Origin of the sequence: Streptomyces cinereoruber, assembly GCF_009299385.1 — a bacterium.
Lineage (GTDB): Bacteria > Actinomycetota > Actinomycetes > Streptomycetales > Streptomycetaceae > Streptomyces > Streptomyces bikiniensis.
Window position 1 is genome coordinate 1,989,749 of the sequence record NZ_CP023693.1, and the last position, 22,058, is coordinate 2,011,806.

A 22,058-nucleotide genomic window follows, 5' to 3' on the forward strand; every position below is an offset into this window, starting at 1 on the left:
ACCGCGGAGGGGCGGTCCGGTTTTGTGTCGGTCTTGCAACACACCGGACCGTCTCCGGTCAGGCGAGGCCCGCCTCCTTCATCTGGCGCAACTCCTTCTTCAGCTCTCCCACCTCGTCGCGCAGCCGGGCGGCCACCTCGAACTGGAGGTCGGCGGCGGCGGCGCGCATCCGGTTCGTCATGTCCTCGATGATCGAGGCCAGTTCGGTGGCGGGACGGTCGCCGAGCTCGACCGTGGAGCCGGCCTTGCCGCGGCCCTTGGGGGCGTGCGCCGCGAGCGCGGGGACGGGGGCCTTGGCTCCCTTGCCCTCCTTCTCCTGCCGGTAGCCGGTGCCGAGCAGCTCCTCGGTGTCGATCTCCTCGCGCGCGATGGTCGCCACGATGTCGTTGATCTTCTTGCGGAGCGGCTGCGGGTCGATGCCGTGTTCCGTGTTGTACGCGACCTGCTTCTCGCGGCGCCGGTTGGTCTCGTCGATGGCCTGCTCCATCGCCGGGGTGATCCGGTCCGCGTACATGTGGACCTGGCCCGAGACGTTCCGCGCGGCACGGCCGATCGTCTGGATGAGGGAGGTCCCGGAGCGCAGGAAGCCCTGCTTGTCGGCGTCCAGGATGGCGACCAGGGACACCTCCGGAAGGTCGAGGCCCTCCCGGAGGAGGTTGATGCCGACCAGGACGTCGTACTCGCCGGCGCGCAGCTCGCGCAGCAGCTCGATGCGGCGCAGGGTGTCCACGTCGCTGTGCAGGTAGCGGACCTGGATGCCGAGCTCCAGGAAGTAGTCGGTGAGGTCCTCGGCCATCTTCTTGGTGAGGGTGGTGACGAGGACCCGCTCGTCCCGCTCGGCGCGCAGCCGGATCTCGTGGACCAGGTCGTCGATCTGACCCTCGGTGGGCTTGACGACGACCTCGGGGTCCACGAGGCCGGTGGGGCGGATGATCTGCTCGACGAAGCCGTCGCCGCGCGAGAGCTCGTACGTCCCGGGGGTCGCGGAGAGGTAGACGGTCTGGCCGATCCGCTCCTGGAACTCCTCCCACTTCAGCGGGCGGTTGTCGAGGGCGGAGGGGAGCCGGAAGCCGTGGTCGACCAGGGTCCGCTTGCGGGAGGCGTCGCCCTCGTACATGGCGCCGATCTGCGGCACGGTGACGTGCGACTCGTCGATGACGAGCAGGAAGTCCTCGGGGAAGTAGTCCAGGAGCGTGTTGGGCGCGGAGCCGGGCTCGCGTCCGTCGAAGTGCATCGAGTAGTTCTCGATGCCGGAGCAGGAGCCGATCTGGCGCATCATCTCGATGTCGTACGTGGTCCGCATGCGCAGCCGCTGGGACTCCAGGTGCTTGCCCTGCTTGTCCAGCTCGGCGAGGCGGCCCTCCAGCTCGCGCTCGATGTCGTTGACCGCGCGCTCCATGCGCTCGGGTCCCGCCACGTAGTGGCTGGCCGGGAAGACGTACAGGTGCTCGTCCTCGCTGATGACCTCGCCGGTGAGCGGGTGGAGGGTGGAGAGGGCCTCGATCTCGTCGCCGAACATCTCGATGCGGACGGCCAGCTCCTCGTACACCGGGAAGATCTCGATGGTGTCGCCGCGGACCCGGAAGGTGCCGCGGGTGAACGCCAGGTCGTTCCGGGTGTACTGGATGTCGACGAAGCGGCGGAGCAGCTGGTCGCGGTCGATCTCCTCGCCGACCTTGAGCGGGACCATCCGGTCCACGTACTCCTGGGGCGTGCCGAGGCCGTAGATGCAGGAGACGGAGGCGACGACGACCACGTCCCGGCGGGTGAGCAGGGAGTTCGTCGCGGAGTGGCGGAGCCGCTCCACCTCCTCGTTGATGGAGGAGTCCTTCTCGATGTAGGTGTCCGACTGCGGGACGTACGCCTCGGGCTGGTAGTAGTCGTAGTACGAGACGAAGTACTCGACGGCGTTGTTGGGCAGGAGCTCGCGGAACTCGTTCGCCAGCTGGGCGGCCAGCGTCTTGTTCGGCGCCATCACCAGGGTGGGGCGCTGGAGCTTCTCGATCATCCAGGCGGTGGTCGCCGACTTGCCGGTGCCGGTGGCGCCGAGGAGCACGACGTCCTTCTCGCCCGCGCGGATCCGCCGCTCGAGGTCGGCGATGGCCGTCGGCTGGTCACCGCTGGGCTGGTAGGAGCTGACGACCTCGAAGGGCGCCACCGTACGTTCGATCTTGGAAACGGGCCGCATGCAACCACCGTACGACCCGGCACTGACACTCGTGCGGTGATCGGCTCACCGCGCGGTCGCCGGGCGGCCCCTCACCAGTCCTGGGAGCGGTGCACGCCGTGGACCGCGGCGGTCCTGCGGGTGATGCGGCGGGCGGGGCGGCCGGCGGGCACGCCGTAGTGGGTCGGCACGTGGCGCGGGGCGGGCACGCCGGGGCGGTGCACGGCCCGGACCGGGGTCCGCCGCCATTCGGGGTCGCCCATCACGAGCAGCGGGTCGAACATGACGACGACGGCGGCGAGGATGAGGAAGACCGCCGGGCCGATCAGCATCGGCAGGAGGAGCGAGGCGGCGGGGGCGGTCGCGGTGGCGGGGGCCGCGGCCCCGTTCAGGTGGACGCTGACGGCGGCCATGGCGGTGTAGTGCATACCACTGACGGCGACGCCCATCACCAGGCTCGCGCCGAGACTGGCCAGAAATCCATGGACGGAGACGGCCGCCCAGAGGGCCGTGGTGGCGGCCACGACGGCGATGACCACGGAGAGGGCGACGGTCGCGGTGTCGTACTCGATGCGCCCGTGGAGGCGCATGCCGGCCATGCCGAGGTAGTGCATGGTGGCGATGCCGAGGCCGGTGATGGTGCCGCCGGTGACCAGGGTGAGGGCGGTCGCCCCGCGGTATCCGACGATGAGGATGCCGATGCCGACCATGAGGATGGCGACGCCCAGGCTGGCGAAGGTGATGGGCCGGTCGTAGTCGACCGGGGCCTGCTGGACCGAGAAGCCCATCATGGCGATGAAGTGCATGGTCCAGATGCCGGTGCCGATCGAGGTGGCGCCGAGGAGGAGCCAGCCCGCCTTGAAGGTGTCGCGGTGGCGGAGGGATCTGGTGGTGCACCTCAGGCCGAGGGCGCCGCCGAGGCAGGCCATGAGGAAGGAGGCCACCGGAGTGACGAGCCCGTAGCTGAATCCGTCGACCGTGCCCTGCATGAGCGTGTGCCCTCCACCCCTGGTGCGACGTCGGCCGAAAACAGTCGGTCCCGCCGCCTTCTACTCCCCGGGGCGAGATTATGGCGCGCGGGAGTCGTGGCGACCATGTGACCGGGGAATTTCCCTTCGTGAGTCCGGAGCGAGACCGGTCCGTGATCCTGGTGCCGTTCCCGGGGGGTTCCTCGCGGTCGCGGTCGGGTTGTCGGTGAGGGGTCGTAGCGTGGTCGGCATGGACATCGAAGCGGTGCCGGGGACGGGTCCGGCGGCGGGGGCGGCGGACGGGGAGCGGGCCGCCCCGGTGGAGTGGACGGTCGTGGAGAGCGCCGTCGGACCGCTCTTCCTCGCGGCGACCGGGCGGGGGCTCGTGCGGGTCGAGTTCCACGCGGACGCGGTACGACGGGAACAGATGCTCGACCGGCTGGGGTCCCGGCTCGGCGCGGAGCCGGTGGAGCGCGCCTCGGGGCTGCTCGCGGAGCCGATACGCCGGCTGGAGCGGTACTTCGCGGGCGCTCCGGACGCGCTCGACCTGCCGCTGGACTGGAGCCTGACGAGTGGGTTCAACCGGCAGGTGCTGCGCGAGCTGGCGGCCGGCGTCCCGTACGGGACGGTCGTCGGGTACGGGGAGCTGGCGCGGCGCGTGGGGCAGCCGGGCGCCGCGCAGGCGGTGGGGGCGGCGATGGGCTCCAACCCGCTGCCGGTGGTGGTGCCGTGCCACCGGGTGGTGGAGAGCGACGGGGGACTCGGTGGCTTCGGGGGCGGCCTGGAGACCAAGCGGCGGCTGCTGGAGCTCGAGGGCGTGCTGCCGGCGCCGCTGTTCTGAGGGTGGGGGCGGGGGCGGGGGCGGGGTGTTCGCTCTGAGGGCGGCCCGGGGGCCGGGGTGTCTGGTCCGAGGGCCGGGGCGCTTGTTCCGAGGGTCGCGCCCGGGACGGGGACGTTCCCATCAGGTGGGACGGCTGGCACACTCTCGTAAGTGACCCACACCCCCGGTGCCCCTGACGCCACCCTGCCCGGCCACATACCCGGCCCCGCCCCCGTCACCGCCGCCGAGCTGCCGGCGCTGCGGCGGCGCGTCCAGGCCGTGCTGATCGCCACCCAGATCCTCGGCGGCCTCGGCATCGCCATCGGGGTCGCGCTCGCCGCCGTCCTGGCCACGGAGGTCGGCGGCACCGAGGCGCTGGCCGGTCTGGCGTCCACGGCGACGGTGGCAGGTCCCGCACTGCTCGCCATGCCGCTGGCCGCCCTGATGGCCTCGCGGGGACGCCGGGCGGGGCTCGTCCTCGCGTATCTGCTCGGCGCCGTGGGCGCCGGTGTGGTGGTGCTCGGGGCGGTCGTCGGGAGCTTCGCCCTGCTGCTCGTCGGGCTCGTCGGCTTCGGTGCCGGCTCCTCGGCCAATCTGGCGGCCCGTTTCGCCGCCGCCGACCTGGCCGAGCCGGACCACCGGGCCCGGGCGATCTCCACGGTGGTGTGGGCGACCACGATCGGGGCGGTGCTCGGGCCGAACGTCGCGGCGCCCGCCGGGCGGAGCGTCGCGGGCCTGGGCGTGCCGGCGACGGCGGGCCCCTTCGTCTGGGCCGCCGGCGTCTTCGTGGTCTCCGCGGCCGTGGTGGCCCTGCTGCTGCGCCCGGACCCGCTCCTCACCGCCCGCGCGCTGACCGACGCGGACCCGGACGGGAAGGAGGCGGTCGAGAGCCGCTCCCTGCGGGCCGGGATGCGGGCGGTACGGGAGTCCCCGCGGGCCCGCCTCGCCCTGGTCACCGTCGCGGGCTCGCACACCGCCATGGTGTCGATCATGTCGATGACCCCGGTGGCGCTCACCCACCACGGCGCGGACATCAAGCTGATCGGCCTCGTCATCAGCGGGCACATCGCGGGCATGTACGCCTTCTCGCCGCTGATGGGCCGGCTCTCCGACCGGCTGGGGCGCCTTTCGGTGATCGGGCTCGCGGTCGGCCTCATCGGCGCGGCGGCGCTCGTCGCGGGCACGGCGGGGGCGAGCCACGGACGGGTCGCCCTGGGGCTCTTCGTCCTCGGCCTGGGCTGGTCGGCGGGGCTGGTGTCCGGTTCGGCGCTGCTCACGGACTCGGTGCCGCAGGCCGCCCGGGCCGCCGCCCAGGGCCTTTCCGACTTCGTCATGAACACGGCCGCCGGGGTCGGCGGGCTCGCGGCGGGCCTGATCGTCTCCCAGGCGGGCTACGGACCGCTGAACGCGATCGCCGCCTGCCTGCTCCTTCCGATGGCGGCGCTCGCCCTGCGGAGCGTCCTCAAGAAGGCCTGAGCGGGCCCGCGGGGAGGTGTGGGCGGGCCGCCCGTGTGCCGGGTGTGCGCGCACGGGCGGTCGGGCCGGGTCGGCGTGCTCGCCGAGCCCGCCACGCCCTCGGAGACCTCAGAGGCCTCGGAGACCTCAGAGGCCTCGGAGACCTCAGAGGCTTCGAAGGCCTCAGAGGCTGATGTGGTACGCCTTGCGCAGGGTCTCGTGGACGGTCCAGGTGGTCCGGTCGCCCTCGCGCAGCACGCAGGCGTCGCCGGGGCCGATCTCCAGGGTGTCCCCGCCCTCGACGGCGACGGTCGCCCGCCCGGAGACCACCACGAACAGCTCGTTGGCCTCGGTGTCGGTGACGACCCCGGGCGTGATCTGCCAGATGCCGCGCACCTGCTTGCCGTCGGCGGACTCCCACAGCACCTTGCCCGTCACCTCGGGCGTGCCGGAGACGATCTGGGCGGGGTCGAGCGGCTCCGGTTCGAGCTCCGCGTCGGGGATGTGGACGGCGAAGGAGGGGAGGTCGTGTGTCGTCATGGGCGGTGACTGTAGCGGGGATCCGGCAGTGGTCCGAGGGTGGGACCGCAGGAAGGACACGGCTCCCACCAGGGACGATGCCCGGATCGGACGGTGCCGACGGAATCCGTACCGCCGCTCCGGGGCGGTGCCGCAAGGGCGCCCGGGCGGTCCGGGGCTGTCGCCGGGGGCGGTCCGTGACGGATTCCGCAGGGCGGCTCCGGAGGAATTGGCAGGAGGTCGCCAACGAGGTTTGCGGGGTTCGCGGGTGCGCCAGGAATGAGGCATGTCCACACACGTGTCCGAAGAGGTACGGGAAGCGCTCCACGAGGGCCGTCCCGTCGTCGCCCTGGAATCGACGCTCGTCGCCCACGGCCTGCCGCGCCCGCGCAACCTCGCGGTGGCCCGTGAGCTGGAGGAGCTGGTACGGGCCGGGGGCGCCGTCCCCGCCACGATCGCCGTGGTGGACGGCACGGCCAGGGTGGGCCTGGACGAGGCGGCGCTGATACGGATCGCCGAGGACCCGACGGTGCGGAAGCTGGGCCATCGCGACCTGGCCCCCGCCCTGGCGACGGGCGCGACCGGTGCGACGACGGTCTCGGCGACGGCCTGGCTGGCGGACGCGACGGGCGTCCGGGTGTTCGCGACGGGCGGCCTCGGCGGGGTGCACCGCGCGTGGACCGAGACGCAGGACGAGTCCGCCGACCTGCGGCTGCTCGCGCAGGTCGGGACCGCCGTCGTCTGTGCCGGGGTCAAGTCGATCCTGGACGTGCCCGCGACGCTCCAGCGCCTGGAGACGCTGGGGGTGACGGTCGTCGGGTACGGCACGGAGCACTTCCCCGGGTTCTACCTCTCCTCCTCGGGCGAGCCCGTCGACTGGACCCTGCGGACACCGGAGGAGGTGGCGGCGGTGATGCGCGCGCAGGACCGGCTCGAAGGTCCCCGGGCGGCGCTCGTCGTGGCCAATCCGGTGCCGGAGGCCGAGCAGTTGGATCCCGCGCTGCACGACCGGGTGCTCGCGGACGGCCTGGCGGCGGCGAAGGAGAAGGGGATCACGGGCCAGGCGGTGACGCCGTTCCTGCTCGAATACCTGACGGTGCACACGGAGGGCGCGTCCCTGGAGGCCAACCTGGCGGCGATACGGGGGAACGTGCGGCTGGCGGCGAGGATCGCGCGGGCGTACGGGGCGGGCATACCCGGCGCGGGAGGGGCGGGCGGCGGTACGGAGATACGCGAGGGAACACACGACGGCGGCGCGGAGGCGCGCGGCACGGGCGGCCGGTGAGCCGCGTCCGGCGCGCGCTGCTCGTCGTCGGGGACGTGGTCACGGACGTCGTGGCCCGGCACCGGGCCCCGCTCGCGCCGGCCACGGACACGGCGGCGGAGATCCGGACCCTGCCGGGCGGAGCCGGGGCCAACGCGGCCTGCTGGGCGGTGCGTTCCGGCGCCGGGGAGGTGCGGCTGCTCGGCCGGGTGGGGAGGGAAGCGGCCGACTGGCACGAGCGGGCACTGCGGGCGACGGGCGTGCGTCCCCTGCTCGTCCGGGACGCGGAGGCGGCGACGGCCACCGTCATCGCGCTCGTGGACGCCTCGGCGGAGCGCACCTTCCTGACCGACAGCGGCGCCGCGCTGCGCCTCTCCCCCGCCGACTGGTCCCCGGAGCTGCTCGACGGAGTGGCCCGGCTGCACCTCTCGGGGTACCTGTTCTTCGCCGACCCGAGCCGCGAAACGGCCCGGCGGGCGCTGCGGGACGCCACCGGGGCGGGGATCGCGGTGAGCGTGGACCCTGCTTCGGCGGGGTTCCTAACGGCGCTGGGCGTCGACCGGTTCCTGGCGGCCGTGGAGGGGGCCGAGGTGCTGCTGCCCAACGCCGACGAGGCCCGGGTCCTCACCGGGTGCTCCGAACCGGAGCGGGCGGCGGCGGAGTTGAGCCGGCGCTTCCCGCTGGTCGTGGTCACCCTCGGGGCGGCGGGCGCGCTGGTCGCCGAGGGCGGCGCGGTCGCCGCGCGGGTGGCGGCGCCCCCGGTGCGGCCGGTGGACTCGACGGGCGCGGGCGACGCGTTCACCGGGGCGTTCCTGGCGGCCCGACTCGCGGGCGCGGACCCGGTGAAGGCGGCGGAGGCGGGGTGCCGGGCGGGCACGGAGGCGGTCACGGTGGTGGGCGGCCGTCCGCCGGTGCGACCGGCGGCCGGCCGATCGGCCTCCTGAGGGACGGAAGCCCCGGGGCGCCTACCGCCCGAGTCCCGTCCAGGCCGGGTGGCGCGGGTCGTCGGCGCGCACGACGACGTCCGCCGTCCCGGCCGGATCGACCTCCGTCTCGTACCGGGCGAAGGCGGGAAGCGTCCAGGGCTCCTCCGTGCGCCGGGCGAGGGCGGCGGGCGAGAGCCGCAGGTGCACGGCGAGGTCGAAGGGGAACCAGTGGCCGAGCAGGAAGGGGCCGTGCAGGACGAGGACCCCGCCGGGCGGCAGCGTGACGTACGGGCTGCGGGTCGCCCGGTCCTTGGCCGGGTCCCACAGGTCGGGCAGTACCCGCCCGGTGCCGCCGGGTTCCAGCGGGCCGAAGACCTCCCGCCACAGGGCGCCGGTGTCGGTCCACCCGCCGTAGTACGCGTCGGGGTCCTGCTTGCCGTACTCGTACCGGAGGGAGGCGGGCCGCAGGAAGCCGTCCGTGCCTGCCAGGTGGACGGGGCGCCCGCGCGCCCGCAGGGCCTCGGCCAGCGCGGCGGCCAGTTCGGCGCCGGGCGCGGCGGGCGGCCCGTCGATGCCGACCTTGAGCCATGCGCCGCCGTCGCCGGGGGCGGACGCGTCGACGTGCCCGGCGAGCGCCTCCGCCAGCTTGTCCCAGGTGATCGCCTCGTACCGCATCCCCTCACTCTGCCCCTGCGTACGGCGGACCGTCGTCACCGGGGCCGCGCAGCGGCACGCCGAGCCGGTCGGCGAGGGCCCGCGCGGTGGCGAGGGGCTCCGTCCAGTCGGCCTGCTGCCACCGCGCCAACGGGCGCGGACGCCCGGGCGGATCCGGCAGGACGGCGCCGAGCAGCAGGATCCAGCCCCAGCTGTCGCCGTCCCACTCCAGTTCCAGGGCGGCGGGCGGCCCGGGCAGCGCGACGGCCTTTCCGGCGAGGGTGTCCACGTCCTGGGCCGGCAGCGGCACGAGCCGGTCGGCGAGGATCTCCGTGCGTACGGCGGTGAGGTGGAGGCAGTCGTTCAGGTCGGGCCGGGGCACGACGCCGGACTCCCACATCTCCTTGACGGCCATGATCCGTTTCCGCCGGACGACGAACGCGTCCACGCGCTCGCGTGCGTCCTGCGGCAGGGCCGTCCACAGTTCGTGCGGTGTCATGGGTTGACCTTGTCATTGGCGTCAGCGTTCGACCATCGGATTCATGGACACCACCACACCCACCAGGGTCGTCGTCGTCACGGGCGCGGGCACCGGCATCGGCCGGGCCGCCGCGCGGGCCTTCGCGGGGCAGGGGGCGGCCGTCGTCGCCGTCGGCCGCAGGGCGGAGCCGCTGCGGGAGACCGCCGAGGGCCGGCCCGGGATCCACCCGTTCGCCGCCGACATCACGGCGGAGGGCGCCGCCGAGGAGATCGTCCGGGCCGCCCTGGACACCCACGGCCGCCTCGACGTCCTCGTCAACAACGCCGGGATCGCCACGGGCGGACCGCTCGACGCTCTCGACCGCTCCGTGATCACCCCGCTCCTGGAGACGAACCTCGTCGCCCCGGTCCTGCTCACCCGGGCCGCCGTCCCCGCGCTCCGGGAGTCCCGGGGCGTGGTGGTGAACGTGTCGACGACCATCGGTCAGCGCGGCTGGCCCGCCAACTCCCTCTATCCGGCGACCAAGAGCGCCCTGGAGACCCTGACCCGCTGCTGGGCGGTGGAGCTCGCGCCGGCCGGGGTCCGGGTGGTGGCGGTCGCCCCCGGACCGGTCGACACCCCGATCGGCCTGCACGCGGGCCTGTCCCCGGAGCGGTTGGAGGAGGTGCGGGCCTGGCAGCTCGCGCACGTTCCGCTGGGGCGGCTCGGCAGGCCCGAGGAGGTCGCGTGGGCGATCACCTCCCTCGCCGCGCCCGAGGCCTCCTTCACGACCGGCGTGGTGCTGCCCGTCGACGGGGGTGCGCTGGTCTCCTGAACGGCGGTCCGCCGGTCCGTGGTACGACTGCGCGGGGAGGTGGCGTCCTTGCGCATCGGCGAACTGGCCCGGCGGACCGGGGTGTCGGCCCGGGCCCTGCGGCACTACGAGCAGGCGGGTCTGATCACGTCGTCCCGGGCGGCCAACGGCTACCGGGTGTACGAGGAGGGGGCCGTCACGCGGGTGGCGAACATCCGGTACCTGCTGGACGCCGGGCTCACCCTGGACGACGTGTCCGCCTTCCGCTCCTGCCTGGACGGGGACATGGCCACGGCCCCGCCGTCCGCCCGCGGCCTGGAGATCGCCCGCGAGCGGCTGGCCGTGCTCGACGCGCGGATCGCGGCGCAGACCGCGGCCCGCGACCGCCTGGCGAAGGCCCTGGAGGCGCAGTCCGTCAGGACGTGAGGCCGGGGGCCGCGGCCGGGACCGGCGCCACCGCCTCCAGCTCCGCCCGCCCCGACGCCACCGCCTCGGCCAGCGTCAGTTCCCCGCCCGCGAGCGCCCGGCACGTGGCCGCGTCGGTCCGCAGCCGGGCGTCGGGCGCCTCCGCCGGGCCGTCCCCGTACGCGACATCGCCGTCGGCCCCGACCCGTACGTGGAACTCCCCCTCGTCCAGGGTGACCTGGACCGTCCCCTCGCCCAGCTCCGCGAGCGCCCCGAGGAGCGGGATCGCGTACCAGTGCGCGCGCACGGCGTCGGTCGGCCGCGGCTCCCCCAGATCGGGCGCGCCCCACGCGGCGAGGGCGCGCAGGACGGGCAGCAGGTCCCGGCCGCGCGGGGCGAGTTCGTACACGGACGCCGAGGCGGGCGGGGGCAGTCGGCGGCGGGTGACGAGCCCGGCGCCCTCCATGTCCTTGAGGCGGCCGGCCAGCATGTCCGTGCTGACGCCGGGCAGGTCGGCGTGGAGGTCGGTGTAGCGGCGCGGCCCGGCGAGGAGTTCGCGGACGACGAGCAGGGTCCAGCGGTCGCCGACGAGGTCGAGGGCGCGCGCGGCGGCGCAGTGCTGGTCGTAGCTGCGGCGTGACTGACGTGGCATGCGACGCAGTCTAGACATGTCGTTGGACTTTCCAAGCTCGAACTTGGTAAAACCAAGCAACGTAAGGCCGAGCGACGTAAGACCGAGCAATGCGAGGCCGAGCGACAACGAGCGGTGCTGGTTCCGGGAACTGGGGAGGTCGGACATGGAGTTCCGGCAGTCGAGCAAGCTGAACGAGGTCTGCTACGAGATCCGCGGCCCGGTGATCGAGCACGCCAACGCCCTGGAGGAGGCGGGCCACAGCGTCCTGCGCCTCAACACGGGCAACCCGGCCCTCTTCGGCTTCGAGGCGCCCGAGGAGATCGTCCAGGACATGATCCGGATGCTCCCCAAGGCCCACGGCTACACCGACTCGCGCGGCATCCTCTCCGCCCGCCGCGCGGTGGCCCAGCGCTACCAGGAGATGGGCCTCCCCGAGGTCGACGTGGACGACGTCTTCCTCGGCAACGGCGTGTCGGAGCTGGTCTCCATGGCCGTGCAGGCCCTCCTGGAGGACGGCGACGAGGTCCTGATCCCCGCCCCCGACTTCCCGCTCTGGACCGCCGCCACCACCCTCGCGGGCGGCAAGGCCGTGCACTACCTCTGCGACGAGTCGGCCGACTGGTACCCGGACCTCGACGACATGGCGTCGAAGATCACCGACCGGACCCGGGCCGTCGTCATCATCAACCCCAACAACCCCACCGGCGCGGTCTATCCGAAGGAGATCGTCGAGGGCATCCTCGACCTCGCCCGCCGCCACGGCCTGATGGTCCTCGCCGACGAGATCTACGACCGGATCGTCTACGACGAGGCCGTCCACCACCCCGCCGCCTCCCTCGCCGACGACCTGGTGGTCCTCACCTTCGGCGGCCTCTCCAAGACCTACCGGGTGGCCGGCTTCCGCTCCGGCTGGCTGGTCGTCACCGGCCCGAAGCGGCACGCCGCGAACTACCTGGAGGGCCTCACCATGCTGGCCTCCATGCGCCTGTGCCCCAACGCCCCCGCCCAGTACGCCATCCAGGCCGCGCTCGGCGGACGCCAGTCGATCCACGAGCTGACCGCCCCGGGCGGCAGGCTGCGCGAACAGCGCGACCGCGCCTGGGAGAAGCTCAACGAGATCCCCGGCGTCTCCTGCGTGAAGCCGAAGGGCGCCCTGTACGCCTTCCCGCGCCTCGACCCGGCCGTGCACAAGATCCACGACGACGAGAAGTTCGTCCTCGACCTGCTGCTCCGGGAGAAGATCCAGGTCGTCCAGGGCACCGGCTTCAACTGGCCGCGCCCGGACCACTTCCGCATCCTCACCCTGCCGTACGCCGACGACCTCGACGCCGCGATCAGCCGCATCGGCCGCTTCCTGAGCGGATACCGGCAGTAGCGGATGCGGGTGTGCGGGTACGGACACGGGCGGTGACGCGAGCCCTCCCGGCTGTCATGATCAAGGGGTCGGACGGTCGAGGAGAACGGGAGGGCGGCCGGTCATGGACGCCGCACTGATAGCCGTGGCGGGAACCCTGCTGGGTGTCGTCTTCACACACTGGTTCCAGGGGCGGGCCACCGAGCGCACGGCCGCGCTCGCCCGCTCCGAGCAGCTCCGGCAGGAGCGGATCGCGACCTACAGCGCCTTCGCCGGCGCGGTCGTCGACTACCGGCACAGCCAGAACGACCGCTGGTTCCGGGCGGTCGAGGAGCCCGGCTCGGAGGAGGCCGAGGAGTCCCGTTACGCCTCCTACCGGCAGCGCACCGCTGCCCGGCAGGCCCTCTTCCGCGTCCAGCTGGTGTGCGACGACCCCGAGACCCGGCGCCTGGCGGAGAAGGCCTTCGAGGAGACCCACTGCATGCACGAGGCGGTGGGGACCGCGGACCGCGCCCGCCGCTCCGAGCAGGCCAAGGAGGCCCTCGCCCGGTTCGTCGCCGCCGCCGCGCCCGGCGTCCGCTGACGGGGGCGGGGGCGGGCATGGACCTCGTCGCGCCGGTCGTCGTCGAACCGCTCAAGCGCCGCCGCTGCTCGGAGTGCCACCGGGGGCCGCTGGAGCGGATGATCCTGGAATTCAACGCGCCGGTCTGCCTGGACTGCGCCGACCTCGGCCACCTGGTCTTCCTGCCCCGGGGCGACACGGCCCTCACCCGCCGCGCCCGCGAGGGCAGCGCCCTCTGGGCGGTGGTGGTACGGCACAACCGGCGCCGTACCCGGTACGAGCGCCAGGGCCTCCTCGTCGAGGAGGCGGCGCTGGCGGCGGCGGAGCGCGCCTGCCTGGCGGACGCGGAGGCACGCGCCAGACGGCGGGCCCGGGACGCGGAGCGGCGCGCGGTCCTCGACGCCGAGGTCACCACGGCCCTCCGGGCGGAGATCCTGCGGCTCTTCCCGTCCTGCCCGGCGGACCGGGCCGGCGAGATCGCCGCCCACGCCTCGGCGAAGGGCAGTGGGCGGGTGGGGCGCACGGCCGCGGGCCGCTCGCTCGACCGCGACGCGGTGACCGCGGCGGTACGGGCCGGCGTACGGCACGTCGACACCCCGTACGACACCCTGCTGATGCAGGGGGTGCCCCGTCACCAGGCCCGGACGAGGGTGGCACCCGCCATCGAAGCGGTGCTCCGGGCCTGGCGCGGCGACGGCGGGGACGCGCGCGGCTGACGGCTCGGGTGTCGGCGCGCGCCGGTCCCGCCGCGCGGGGCGTTCCCTCAGGCCTGGTCTCCGGCGCGGCGCGCGCGACGGTACAGCAGGGCTCCGCCGAGGAGCAGCGCGGCGCTTCCCGAGGCGGCGTAGCCGATGCCGGCCGACGAACCGGTGTGGGCCAGCGCGGCCTCGCCCGTCTCGCCCTGCGCCACGGGGGCCGGGGCGGGGGCGGGCGACTCGGTCTGCGCCTGCGGGACCGGGACGTTCCGCACGGGGGTCTGCGGGCGGGGCGTCGGCGTCTCGATCGGCGGGGCCGGCTCCGAGGGGCCGTTGACCGCGGTGTTGCCGAAGGACGGGTTGCCGATGCCGACCACGTTGACCGAGTTGCCACTGACGTTCACGGGGACGTCGACGGGGAGCTGGAGGCCGTTCCCGGAGAGGACGCCGGGCGAACCCTCGGCGTGGCTCTCGGCGGAGGAGCCGCCGCCGTTGGAGGAGCCGCCGCTCTGGGAGCCGCCCCCGTGGGAGCCGCCGGCCTGCTCCCCGCCGCGCGGGGTGCCGGGCTCGTCCTTGTGGGAGTGGGAGCGGCCGTCGTCGTCCGATCCGTAACCCGTCGGTCCGTCGGAGACGTTGGCGCAGCTGTTGCCGAAGGCCGGGTTGAGCAGCCCGACGACGTTGACCGTGTTGCCACAGACGTTGACCGGTACGTGCACCGGCAGCTGAACCGTGTTGCCGGAACCGACTCCCGGCGAACCGACCGCGGCGCCCTGGGCGCCGGCGTCGGCGTGCGCGGCGCCCGCCGAGAGGGCGAGCGCCCCGCCCGTGACCAACAGTGTGGCCAGACCACTTCGGCGAATCTGCCTCATGGCTTCCTGCCTTCCGGAGGTGTGCACGGGCAGTTGCCCGTACCCGAATCAACGCGGCGGACGTACGCGCCGGATCCGGCCTCCGGAGGGTTTCACCCCAACGAGTGGGGCCTGTTCGAGTGTGGACCGTCCGCTGGTTCGCCCGCCGGTTCGTTTACCGGGCCGGTCGCGGAATCAGCGCCCCAGGAGGCCGTCGAGGGTGTCGACCGGGTCGTGGCCCGGGGCGCCGCGCGGCCACCAGTCCTCGCGGTCGGCGTCCGACTCGTAGCCGTACCAGAGGCCGTCCCGGCCCAGGCGGAGCTGGAGGGACCTGCCGGAGAGGCGGTTGCGCCAGGGGCGGAAGGCGGGGAGGCCGGCGGCGAGCAGCGCGGGTCTGGCCCGGTCGAACGGGCCCGCCGGCGGGTCCCAGGCCTCCTCCAGGACCGCGAGGCCCTCGGCGCCGCCCTGTCGCCAGGCGGCGACGGCGCGGGCCAGGTCCGTGGGGGTGCGGTCGAGGGCGCGGGCCAGGTCGCGGTAGAGGGCGCGGGTGGAGGCGGTGAGGCCGGAGCCGGGGTGCGCGGCGGCGAGCCGGACCGCGTCCTGCCAGGGGGTGAGGGCGGCGACCGGGTCGAGGCCGGTGGCGAGGAAGGCGTGGGCGCGGGCGGCGGCCTCGGTGGCGAGGAGGTCGAGCGCGAGCGGGTCGGGGGCGGCGGGGTCGGGCGGGAAGACGGCCGGGCGGCCGGGCCGGTCGGGGAGCGGCAACGGGGCGGGCAACGGCGGGAGCCCGGCCCCGGCGGTGTCGAGGGCGGTGCGGGCCGGGACGGTGGGCATCGGGGGCGCGGCGGCGTCCGCCTCGGCGGCGGACCGGGCCGCGTTGCGCCGGGTCAGTTCGGCGAGGAGTTCCTGCTCGCCGCGACCGCGCATCAGGAAGAGGACGAACGGGTCCTCGTCGAGGAGCCGCGCGGCCTGGTAGCAGAGGGCGGCGGCGTGCTTGCAGGGGTAGCCGTCGTCCGGGCAGGAGCAGTCGGGGACGAGGTCGCCCGGCGCGGGGAGCAGTCCGGCGACCGCCTCCAGGGCGTGCGGCACGTCCTTGTCGAGGAGGGCGGCGATGTGGTCGGGGCGCGCGGTGGCCCCGTCGAGGAACTCCTCCCAGCCGTCGTCGCCGAGGGTCCGCATCCTGATCTCGGTGCGGTACGGGCGGGGCCGGCTGCCGTGGACGTAGGCGACGACCCGGCCGGGGGTGACCGTGATCGCGTCGACGTGGCCGCGTCCCGCGTAGGCCTTGCCGCGGGCGAGGCGGGCCGGGTCGAGGGCGGTGTCCTCCAGGGCCTCGACCCAGGCGTTCCCCCACCAGGTGGCGGCGAACCGCCCGTCGGGGGCCTCGCGGGGCGCGACCTGCGGGAAGGAGCGGCGGCGGTCGTCGTGGCGGGCGACGGCGCCGTGCCCGGCCCGGGCACGGTTCACGAGGGCCTCCTCAGGGACACCAGGTCGGCGAGCTCGCGGTCGGTGAGTTCGGTGAGGGCGGCCTCGCCGGAGCCGAGGACGGCGTCGGCCAGGGCCCGCTTGGCGCGGAGCATGTCGGAGATCCGGTCCTCGACCGTGCCCTCGGCGATCAGCCGGTGGACCTGCACCGGCTGGGTCTGCCCGATGCGGTAGGCGCGGTCGGTGGCCTGTTCCTCGACGGCCGGGTTCCACCAGCGGTCGTAGTGGATGACGTGGCCGGCCCGGGTGAGGTTGAGGCCGGTGCCCGCGGCCTTGAGGGAGAGCAGGAAGACGGGGACCTCGCCGTCCTGGAAACGGTCGACCATCCGCTCCCGCTCGGCCACCGGGGTGCCGCCGTGCAGGAGTTGGGCGGGGATGCCGCGCGCGGCCAGGTGGTCGGCGAGGAGCCGGGCCATCGACACGTACTGGGTGAAGACGAGCACGGACCCGTCCTCGGCGAGGATCGTGTCGAGGAGTTCGTCGAGGAGGGCGAGCTTTCCGGAGCGGCCGGTGAGGCGGGCGGTGCCGGGGCCGCGCGGGGCCTCCTCCCTGAGGAACTGGGCGGGGTGGTTGCAGATCTGCTTGAGGGAGGTCAGCAGCTTCATGACGAGGCCGCGTCGTGCCATGCCCTCGGACTCCTCGATCCGCGCCATGGTCTCGCGGACGGTCGCCTCGTAGAGGGAGGCCTGCTCGCGGGTGAGGGGGACGGGGTGGTCGGACTCCGTCTTGGGCGGCAGCTCGGGGACGATGCCGGGGTCGGACTTGCGGCGGCGCAGCAGGAAGGGCCGGACGAGCCGGGCGAGCCGCTCGACGGCCTCGGCGTGCTCGATCTCCTCGTGGTTCTCCACGGCCCGGGCGTGCCGGGAGCGGAAGGCCTTGAGCGGTCCGAGGAGCCCGGGGGTGGTCCAGTCGAGGAGGGCCCACAGCTCGGAGAGGTTGTTCTCGACGGGGGTGCCGGTCAGGGCGACCCTGGCGGGTGCGGGGATCTCGCGCAGCGCCCTGGCGGTCGCGGAGAACGGGTTCTTGACGTGCTGTGCCTCGTCGGCGACGACCATCCCCCACTCGTGCGCGGCCAGTCGGGCGGCGCTGGTGCGCAGGGTGCCGTAGGTGGTGAGGACGAAGCCGCCCCCGGTGCCGTCCAGGTCCCGGTCGGTGCCGTGGAAGCGCCGCACGGGCACGTCGGGGGCGAACTTGCGCACCTCCCGCTGCCAGTTGCCGAGCAGGGACGCCGGGCAGACGACGAGGGTGGGGGCGCGGCGGGCGCGGCGCAGGTGGAGGGCGATGAGGGTGACGGTCTTGCCGAGGCCCATGTCGTCGGCGAGGCAGCCGCCGAGGCCGAGGGAGGTCATCAGGTCCAGCCAGGCGAGGCCGCGGAGCTGGTAGTCGCGCAGGGTGGCGGTGAGGCCGGGCGGGGCCTGCACGTCCTCGGGTCCGGCCAGGAGCCGGTCGCGGAGGGCGGCGAGCGCGCCGACGGGGACGGCGGGCACGGTCTCGCCGTCCACCTCGGCGGTGCCGGTGAGGGCGACGCCGAGGGCGTCGACCGGTTCGAGCAGGCCGAGCTCCCGCTTGCGGGCCTTGCGGACCAGGTCGGGATCGACGACGACCCACTGGTCGCGCAGGCGCACGACGGGCCGGTGGGCCTCGGCGAGGAGGTCCATCTCGCGCTCGGTGAGCGGGTCGCCGTCGAGGGCCAGCTGCCAGTCGAAGCGCAGCAGCTCCTCGCTGTCGAAGAAGGAGGTGCCGTCGGTCGCGGAGCCGGGTGCGGCGAGCGCCGGGCGGACGACGGCGGAGGCGCTGAGCGAGCGGGCCAGTTCGCGCGGCCAGTGGACGGCGACCCCGGCGTCGGCGAGCCGGGCCGTGGCGGGGCCGAGCAGCTCGTACAGCTCGTCCTCGGTGACGGCGAGGACGTCGGGCACGTCCCGCTCCAGGAGCCGGGCGAGCGGGGGCCAGACCCGGGCGGCGCGGCGCAGGGCGAGGACGGCGTCGATCCGGGCGCGGGGGCCGAAGTGCTCGCCCTCCCCCGCCCACAGGGCCGTGGCGTCGATGACGAGGGTGGGGTCGGCGAGGCTGTGGACCTGGAGGAGGGCGGCGGCGTGGCGCTCGCCTCCGCCCTCCTTCCCGGGAGGACCGTCCTCTTCCCCGGGGGCGCCGATGTCGAAGAGTTCGTACGGCGACAGGTCGAGGCGGAGCGAGACGCGGACCCCGGCGTCCATTCCGGCCGCCGCCTCGGCGGCCCAGGCACGCGCGCGGGGCAGGTGCTGCGGGGCACGGGCCGCGAACGGCGCACCGACCGCGTGGGCGGCGGCCGGGGTGCGGGGCAGGGTGTCGGCGACGGCGTCGAGGAAGGCGCGGACGAGGGCTTCGGGCTCGGGCAGCCTCAGCGGCCCCCGGCCGGGGACGGGGACGGCGTACGCCTCGACCGGCAGGGCGGCGGCGACGGCCCGCAGGTGGGCGATGTCGTCGGCGTCCAGGGGCCCGGCCCGCCAGGCGTCCAGGTCGTCGGCGGTGAGTCCCGGCAGGAGCCGTCCCCGGGCGGCCAGGTGCAGGGCGTGCAGGGCGGCGGCGCCCCAGCCGGCGGTGGCGGGGTGGGCGGCCGGGTGGTGCCGGGCCGCGACGAGGTGGGGCAGGGCGGTCTCGACGGGGAGCGTGACGGCGGGGACCTCGCGGCTCCGGGCGCCGCCGCCGTGCCGCCGGGCGACGGTCAGCGCGACGCGCTCCGCGCCGGGCACCGCCTCCGGATCCGGCAGCGGGCCGCCGTCGGGGGCCCAGAAGGCGATCCGGCCCTCGCGGGGCAGGGCGGCGGGCAGGAAGACGGCGGCGCAGGTGGTCCAGGTGTGTGTCACGGCTCCGCTCTCCTCCCCCGGCTCTCCGCCGCGTGCCGGAATCCCGAACGGTTCCGACGTGGATCTCCGACCTTACGGGCGGGGTCTGACAACGGGCTCCGGCCACCGGGGCCGGCCCGGCCGCCGGGCGGTTCCCCCGGGCGGCCCAGCAACGGATGACACGGGGTCCGGCGGGCGGGAGGGTGGGCCTGGACCGGGGTCGGACCCGAGGGGCACCGCCCATCGCCGTACTCGATAGAACCCGACAGAAGAGGAACCGCCATGTCCTTTCGCCGGCGTCTCACGACCGCCACCGGGGCCGTGCTGCTCACCCTCGCCGTCGCCGGCTGCTCGGGCCTCGGCCGCACCGCCGTGGGCACGATCGAGTACGAGACGGAGCGCGAGGTGGGGGTGATGGTGACCAGCCCCTCGGTGAAGGGCTGCCACCACCTGGCGCCGTCCGGCGCGACCAAGGTCGAGAACAACACCATGGTGGACATCGTGCTGTACCCGACCCGCGACTGCCGGGGCAAGGACTCCACCTACCTGCCGGCCGACACCGGGGACGAGATCGTCCCGGACACCCCGCCGTGGCGCAGCTACAGCGTCATCCACTGAGCGTTCCCACGGGCGTTCCCGGCTCCGCTTTCCGCTTTCCTCCGGGACGGGTCCATGCTGGAAGGGGCCGGAGAAGTCTCACGGAGGGCGTGACCGTCATGCGGACCGGGAGTGAGCCGGTGACCGCGCGCAGTCCCTTGCGGATGCGGTTCTGGCTGAGCGTGTGGGGGCTGCTGTGGGCGGCCTTCGGTACGGTCGCGTTCGCCCTGGTGGGCCGGCCCGGGTGGGCGGCGGCCTGCGGGGTGCTGTTCCTGGTGGTCCTGGTCGACCTGGTCCTCGTGGTGCGCCGGATGCGGCAGGGGCCGCACTGGCAGCCGGGCCGGGACGTCCCCCCGTACGATCCCGACCGCGACCGAGGCGGCGGCGGACGCTGAGCGCGCCCGGCCCCGCGTGTCCTCAGTCGTGCGAGTCGAAGCCCGCCGCCTTCAGGTACTCCGGCTTGGGGTCGAGCGCGGCGGCGAGGCGGAAGTGCCGGGTGGCCCGGTCGGTCTGTCCGGAGCGCTCCAGGGTGCGGGCGAGGGCGAAGTGGGCGAACGCGTTGTCCGGCTCGCGCTCCAGGACCAGCTCGAACTCCAGCTGCGCGGGGCGCAGCTGGGCGGCGGCGAAGAAGGCCCGGGCGCGCAGCAGGCGCGCGGCCGTGTTCTCGGGGTGGGCGGCTATCACCGAGTCCAGCAGCTTCACGGCGCCACGGGGGTCCCGCGCGGCCAGCAGGTGCTCGGCGGCGCGGAAGTCGATGACGTGCGTTTCCGGATTGCTGTCGGCCACGATGGCATCCTTCCCCTCGTCCGGTGGTTGAACACCGGACCCGGTGGCCGCATTCCGTCCGCTCGCCTCCCCACGGGGCCTCAGGAGGACGCGGCCCGCCGGGCCAGTTCGTCCCAGACCTTCCGGACCTGCGGTTCCAGCTCGCCGAGCGGTCCGTCGTTGTCGATCACGAGGTCCGCGACGGCCAGCCGCTGCGCGCGCGTGGCCTGGGCCGCCATGCGGGCCCGCGCCTCGGACTCGTCCATGCCCCGGAGCCGTACGAGCCGGTCGAGCTGGGTCCCGGGGGACGCGTCCACGACCACGACCAGGTCGTAGAGCGGCGCGAGGCCGTTCTCGGTGAGCAGGGGTACGTCGTGGACGACGACGTCCCCGGCCCCCGCCCGGCTCTCCAGCTCGGCCGACCGGGCGCCGACCAGGGGGTGGACGATGGCATTGAGGGTGGCCAGGCGCTCGGCGTCGGCGAACACGACGGAGCCGAGCTTCGGCCGGTCGAGCGTCCCCTCCGGGGTGAGGACGCCGTCGCCGAAGGCCTCCACGACGGCCGCGAGCCCCGGGGTGCCGGGCTCCACGACCTCGCGGGCGATCCGGTCCGCGTCGATCAGGACGGCCCCGTACGAGACGAGCAGCCGTGACACTTCGCTCTTGCCGGCGCCGATCCCGCCGGTCAGGCCCACCTTCAGCATGAGCGGCAGCTTAGGGCCTGCCCCCGCGGGGCTACGCATCGCCCTCCCGCTCCGCGAGGAAGCGCTCGAACTCACGGCCCAGTTCGTCGGCGGACGGCAGGTCGGCGGGCTCCGCGACGAGGCTGCCGCGGGTCTCGGCACCGGCCATCGCGTCGTACTGGTGCTCAAGGCCCTGCACGAGCGCCACCAACTCCTCGTCGCCCTCGCCGATCTGGCGGTCGATCTCGGTCTGGGTGCGGCGGGCCTCCGTCCGCAGGGAGTGGGCGACGCCGGGGAGGACGAGGCCCGTGGCGGCGGTGACGGCCTCCAGGGCGGTCAGGGCCGCGTCCGGGTACGACGAGCGGGCCACGTAGTGCGGGACGTGGGCGGCGACGCCGAGGGTGTCGTGGCCGGCCTCGGTGAGCCGGTACTCGACGAGCGCCTCGGCGCTGCCGGGGACCTGGGCCTCGTCGAAGGGGCTGCGGTGGCCGGGCACGAGGTCGGTGCGGCTGCCGTGCGGGGTGAGGCCGACCGGGCGGGTGTGCGGCACGCCCATGGGGATGCCGTGGAAGTTGACGGAGAGGCGCACGCCGAGGCGCTCGACGATCTGCCGGACGGCGGCGGCGAACCGCTCCCACTCCACGTCCGGCTCCGGGCCGGAGAGGACGAGGAAGGGGGCGCCGGTGGCGTCCTGCACGAGGCGGACCTCGATGGACGGCGTCTCGTACGCGGTCCAGCGGTCGCGCCGGAAGGTCAGCAGCGGGCGGCGGGCCCGGTAGTCCACGAGCCGGTCGTGGTCGAAGCGTGCCACCAGCTGGTGCGGAAGGGTGTCGAGCACGCGCTCGACGATCTGCTCGCCGGTCTCGCCCGCGTCGATGTAGCCGTCGAAGTGGTACAGCATGACCAGGCCGGCCGACTCCTGTGCCAGAGCCATGTCGACGACGGCCACGCCCTTCGGGTCCCATTCGTACAAATCCTGCGGATCAAGCACGATTACCGCTCCTCCTCGTGTCCTCTCTGGGAACGCGCGGGACGGTGCCCCCATTCCCGGGACGCGCGATCTTTCGGGAGAACGAGGCCTTCGGGAAACGGGGTCTTCGGGAAAACGCCGAGGCCCGCTCCCCCGGAGGGGAGCGGGCCTCGGTCTCGCTAGCGGCTAGCGCT

Annotated in this window: 23 protein-coding genes; 11 read left to right on the top strand and 12 right to left on the bottom strand. The window is 74.5% G+C overall.

The window, feature by feature from the left end; translation table 11 throughout:
- Window positions 1-58: 58 nt before the first annotated feature.
- Both uvrB and CP977_RS08785 read right to left on the bottom strand, forming a co-directional pair.
- Window positions 59-2,188 (bottom strand): excinuclease ABC subunit UvrB, encoded by a 2,130-nt coding sequence (gene uvrB / locus CP977_RS08780; protein WP_062756606.1) that lies wholly within the window; start codon window positions 2,186-2,188, stop codon window positions 59-61.
- 71 nt (window positions 2,189-2,259) lie between these two features.
- A complete protein-coding gene (locus tag CP977_RS08785) occupies window positions 2,260-3,156 on the bottom strand; it encodes an MHYT domain-containing protein (RefSeq protein ID WP_062756605.1) in 897 nt (298 codons plus the stop codon).
- A 229-nt stretch (window positions 3,157-3,385) separates the two neighbouring features.
- Here CP977_RS08785 and CP977_RS08790 point away from each other — a divergent pair, with 229 nt between their 5' ends.
- The gene (locus CP977_RS08790; RefSeq protein WP_079131349.1) at window positions 3,386-3,976 is read left to right on the top strand and encodes a methylated-DNA--[protein]-cysteine S-methyltransferase; all 591 of its coding nucleotides are present in this window, start codon (window positions 3,386-3,388) and stop codon (window positions 3,974-3,976) included.
- Window positions 3,977-4,126: 150 nt separating this feature from the next.
- On the top strand, window positions 4,127-5,431 hold the full coding sequence (locus CP977_RS08795; protein ID WP_109185702.1) for an MFS transporter: 1,305 nt from the start codon (window positions 4,127-4,129) through the stop codon (window positions 5,429-5,431).
- 162 nt (window positions 5,432-5,593) lie between these two features.
- Here CP977_RS08795 and CP977_RS08800 read toward each other — a convergent pair whose 3' ends face one another.
- Window positions 5,594-5,950 carry a cupin domain-containing protein gene (locus CP977_RS08800; RefSeq protein WP_062756603.1) on the bottom strand — a complete coding sequence of 119 codons (357 nt, stop codon included), beginning with the start codon at window positions 5,948-5,950 and terminating at the stop codon, window positions 5,594-5,596.
- Window positions 5,951-6,215: 265 nt separating this feature from the next.
- Between CP977_RS08800 and CP977_RS08805 the strand changes: the two genes are divergently transcribed.
- Together CP977_RS08805 and CP977_RS08810 are read left to right on the top strand one after the other, a co-directional pair.
- Window positions 6,216-7,214 (top strand): pseudouridine-5'-phosphate glycosidase, encoded by a 999-nt coding sequence (locus CP977_RS08805; RefSeq protein ID WP_152369871.1) that lies wholly within the window; start codon window positions 6,216-6,218, stop codon window positions 7,212-7,214.
- A complete protein-coding gene (locus CP977_RS08810; protein ID WP_109185704.1) occupies window positions 7,211-8,137 on the top strand; it encodes a carbohydrate kinase family protein in 927 nt (308 codons plus the stop codon). The genes CP977_RS08805 and CP977_RS08810 overlap by 4 nt, the downstream gene beginning before the upstream one ends.
- A gap of 21 nt (window positions 8,138-8,158) precedes the next feature.
- On the opposite strand, the gene CP977_RS08815 is transcribed toward CP977_RS08810, so the two are convergent.
- Window positions 8,159-8,794 carry a nucleoside/nucleotide kinase family protein gene (locus CP977_RS08815; protein ID WP_062756601.1) on the bottom strand — a complete coding sequence of 212 codons (636 nt, stop codon included), beginning with the start codon at window positions 8,792-8,794 and terminating at the stop codon, window positions 8,159-8,161.
- A gap of 4 nt (window positions 8,795-8,798) precedes the next feature.
- Window positions 8,799-9,272, bottom strand: a complete 474-nt coding sequence (locus tag CP977_RS08820; RefSeq protein ID WP_062756600.1) for a hypothetical protein — start codon at window positions 9,270-9,272, stop codon at window positions 8,799-8,801.
- A 43-nt stretch (window positions 9,273-9,315) separates the two neighbouring features.
- Between CP977_RS08820 and CP977_RS08825 the strand changes: the two genes are divergently transcribed.
- Both CP977_RS08825 and CP977_RS08830 read left to right on the top strand, forming a co-directional pair.
- Window positions 9,316-10,068, top strand: coding sequence for an SDR family NAD(P)-dependent oxidoreductase (locus CP977_RS08825; RefSeq protein WP_152369872.1), 753 nt, complete (start codon window positions 9,316-9,318; stop codon window positions 10,066-10,068).
- Between the two features lie 48 nt (window positions 10,069-10,116).
- Window positions 10,117-10,473: a MerR family transcriptional regulator gene (locus tag CP977_RS08830; RefSeq protein WP_062756598.1), complete on the top strand. Its 357-nt coding sequence runs from the start codon at window positions 10,117-10,119 to the stop codon at window positions 10,471-10,473.
- On the opposite strand, the gene CP977_RS08835 is transcribed toward CP977_RS08830, so the two are convergent.
- Window positions 10,463-11,104, bottom strand: coding sequence for a winged helix-turn-helix transcriptional regulator (locus CP977_RS08835; protein WP_062756597.1), 642 nt, complete (start codon window positions 11,102-11,104; stop codon window positions 10,463-10,465). The two genes, CP977_RS08830 and CP977_RS08835, sit on opposite strands and share 11 nt — an antisense overlap.
- 145 nt (window positions 11,105-11,249) lie before the next feature.
- Between CP977_RS08835 and CP977_RS08840 the strand changes: the two genes are divergently transcribed.
- The 3 genes from CP977_RS08840 (at window position 11,250) to CP977_RS08850 (ending at window position 13,718) form a co-directional block, all read left to right on the top strand.
- Window positions 11,250-12,461: a pyridoxal phosphate-dependent aminotransferase gene (locus CP977_RS08840; protein WP_062756596.1), complete on the top strand. Its 1,212-nt coding sequence runs from the start codon at window positions 11,250-11,252 to the stop codon at window positions 12,459-12,461.
- Between the two features lie 103 nt (window positions 12,462-12,564).
- On the top strand, window positions 12,565-13,023 hold the full coding sequence (locus CP977_RS08845; RefSeq protein ID WP_062756595.1) for a hypothetical protein: 459 nt from the start codon (window positions 12,565-12,567) through the stop codon (window positions 13,021-13,023).
- A gap of 17 nt (window positions 13,024-13,040) precedes the next feature.
- On the top strand, window positions 13,041-13,718 hold the full coding sequence (locus CP977_RS08850; protein WP_062756594.1) for a DUF2293 domain-containing protein: 678 nt from the start codon (window positions 13,041-13,043) through the stop codon (window positions 13,716-13,718).
- Between the two features lie 47 nt (window positions 13,719-13,765).
- Here CP977_RS08850 and CP977_RS08855 read toward each other — a convergent pair whose 3' ends face one another.
- The 3 genes from CP977_RS08855 to CP977_RS08865 form a co-directional block, all read right to left on the bottom strand.
- On the bottom strand, window positions 13,766-14,566 hold the full coding sequence (locus tag CP977_RS08855; RefSeq protein ID WP_152369873.1) for a chaplin: 801 nt from the start codon (window positions 14,564-14,566) through the stop codon (window positions 13,766-13,768).
- A 174-nt stretch (window positions 14,567-14,740) separates the two neighbouring features.
- Complete coding sequence (locus CP977_RS08860) at window positions 14,741-16,009, bottom strand: SWIM zinc finger family protein (protein ID WP_062756592.1); 1,269 nt, start codon at window positions 16,007-16,009, stop codon at window positions 14,741-14,743.
- Window positions 16,006-18,870 (bottom strand): DEAD/DEAH box helicase, encoded by a 2,865-nt coding sequence (locus CP977_RS08865; protein WP_152369874.1) that lies wholly within the window; start codon window positions 18,868-18,870, stop codon window positions 16,006-16,008. The genes CP977_RS08860 and CP977_RS08865 overlap by 4 nt, the downstream gene beginning before the upstream one ends.
- 261 nt (window positions 18,871-19,131) lie before the next feature.
- On the opposite strand from CP977_RS08865, the gene CP977_RS08870 reads away from it, so the two are divergent.
- Window positions 19,132-19,467 carry a hypothetical protein gene (locus tag CP977_RS08870; RefSeq protein WP_062756590.1) on the top strand — a complete coding sequence of 112 codons (336 nt, stop codon included), beginning with the start codon at window positions 19,132-19,134 and terminating at the stop codon, window positions 19,465-19,467.
- Between the two features lie 98 nt (window positions 19,468-19,565).
- The gene (locus CP977_RS08875) at window positions 19,566-19,841 is read left to right on the top strand and encodes a DUF6343 family protein (RefSeq protein WP_062757148.1); all 276 of its coding nucleotides are present in this window, start codon (window positions 19,566-19,568) and stop codon (window positions 19,839-19,841) included.
- Window positions 19,842-19,863: 22 nt separating this feature from the next.
- On the opposite strand, the gene CP977_RS08880 is transcribed toward CP977_RS08875, so the two are convergent.
- The 3 genes from CP977_RS08880 to CP977_RS08890 all read right to left on the bottom strand — a co-directional run bounded on the left by CP977_RS08880 (window position 19,864) and on the right by CP977_RS08890 (window position 21,885).
- On the bottom strand, window positions 19,864-20,232 hold the full coding sequence (locus CP977_RS08880) for a tetratricopeptide repeat protein (RefSeq protein WP_062756589.1): 369 nt from the start codon (window positions 20,230-20,232) through the stop codon (window positions 19,864-19,866).
- A gap of 80 nt (window positions 20,233-20,312) precedes the next feature.
- Window positions 20,313-20,915: a dephospho-CoA kinase gene (gene coaE / locus CP977_RS08885; RefSeq protein WP_062756588.1), complete on the bottom strand. Its 603-nt coding sequence runs from the start codon at window positions 20,913-20,915 to the stop codon at window positions 20,313-20,315.
- Between the two features lie 31 nt (window positions 20,916-20,946).
- Entirely contained in the window at window positions 20,947-21,885 is a 939-nt protein-coding gene (locus CP977_RS08890; protein ID WP_062756587.1) for a PAC2 family protein, read from the bottom strand.
- Between the last annotated feature and the right edge of the window lie 173 nt (window positions 21,886-22,058).

Coding starts and splice junctions, on each gene's coding strand:
- uvrB (WP_062756606.1), bottom strand. CDS start 2,188: ATGCGGCCCGTTTCCAAGATCGAACGTACGGTGGCGCCCTTCGAGGTC.
- CP977_RS08785 (WP_062756605.1), bottom strand. CDS start 3,156: ATGCAGGGCACGGTCGACGGATTCAGCTACGGGCTCGTCACTCCGGTG.
- CP977_RS08790 (WP_079131349.1), top strand. CDS start 3,386: ATGGACATCGAAGCGGTGCCGGGGACGGGTCCGGCGGCGGGGGCGGCG.
- CP977_RS08800 (WP_062756603.1), bottom strand. CDS start 5,950: ATGACGACACACGACCTCCCCTCCTTCGCCGTCCACATCCCCGACGCG.
- CP977_RS08805 (WP_152369871.1), top strand. CDS start 6,216: ATGTCCACACACGTGTCCGAAGAGGTACGGGAAGCGCTCCACGAGGGC.
- CP977_RS08815 (WP_062756601.1), bottom strand. CDS start 8,794: ATGCGGTACGAGGCGATCACCTGGGACAAGCTGGCGGAGGCGCTCGCC.
- CP977_RS08820 (WP_062756600.1), bottom strand. CDS start 9,272: ATGACACCGCACGAACTGTGGACGGCCCTGCCGCAGGACGCACGCGAG.
- CP977_RS08825 (WP_152369872.1), top strand. CDS start 9,316: ATGGACACCACCACACCCACCAGGGTCGTCGTCGTCACGGGCGCGGGC.
- CP977_RS08835 (WP_062756597.1), bottom strand. CDS start 11,104: ATGCCACGTCAGTCACGCCGCAGCTACGACCAGCACTGCGCCGCCGCG.
- CP977_RS08840 (WP_062756596.1), top strand. CDS start 11,250: ATGGAGTTCCGGCAGTCGAGCAAGCTGAACGAGGTCTGCTACGAGATC.
- CP977_RS08845 (WP_062756595.1), top strand. CDS start 12,565: ATGGACGCCGCACTGATAGCCGTGGCGGGAACCCTGCTGGGTGTCGTC.
- CP977_RS08850 (WP_062756594.1), top strand. CDS start 13,041: ATGGACCTCGTCGCGCCGGTCGTCGTCGAACCGCTCAAGCGCCGCCGC.
- CP977_RS08855 (WP_152369873.1), bottom strand. CDS start 14,566: ATGAGGCAGATTCGCCGAAGTGGTCTGGCCACACTGTTGGTCACGGGC.
- CP977_RS08870 (WP_062756590.1), top strand. CDS start 19,132: ATGTCCTTTCGCCGGCGTCTCACGACCGCCACCGGGGCCGTGCTGCTC.
- CP977_RS08875 (WP_062757148.1), top strand. CDS start 19,566: ATGCGGACCGGGAGTGAGCCGGTGACCGCGCGCAGTCCCTTGCGGATG.
- coaE (WP_062756588.1), bottom strand. CDS start 20,915: ATGCTGAAGGTGGGCCTGACCGGCGGGATCGGCGCCGGCAAGAGCGAA.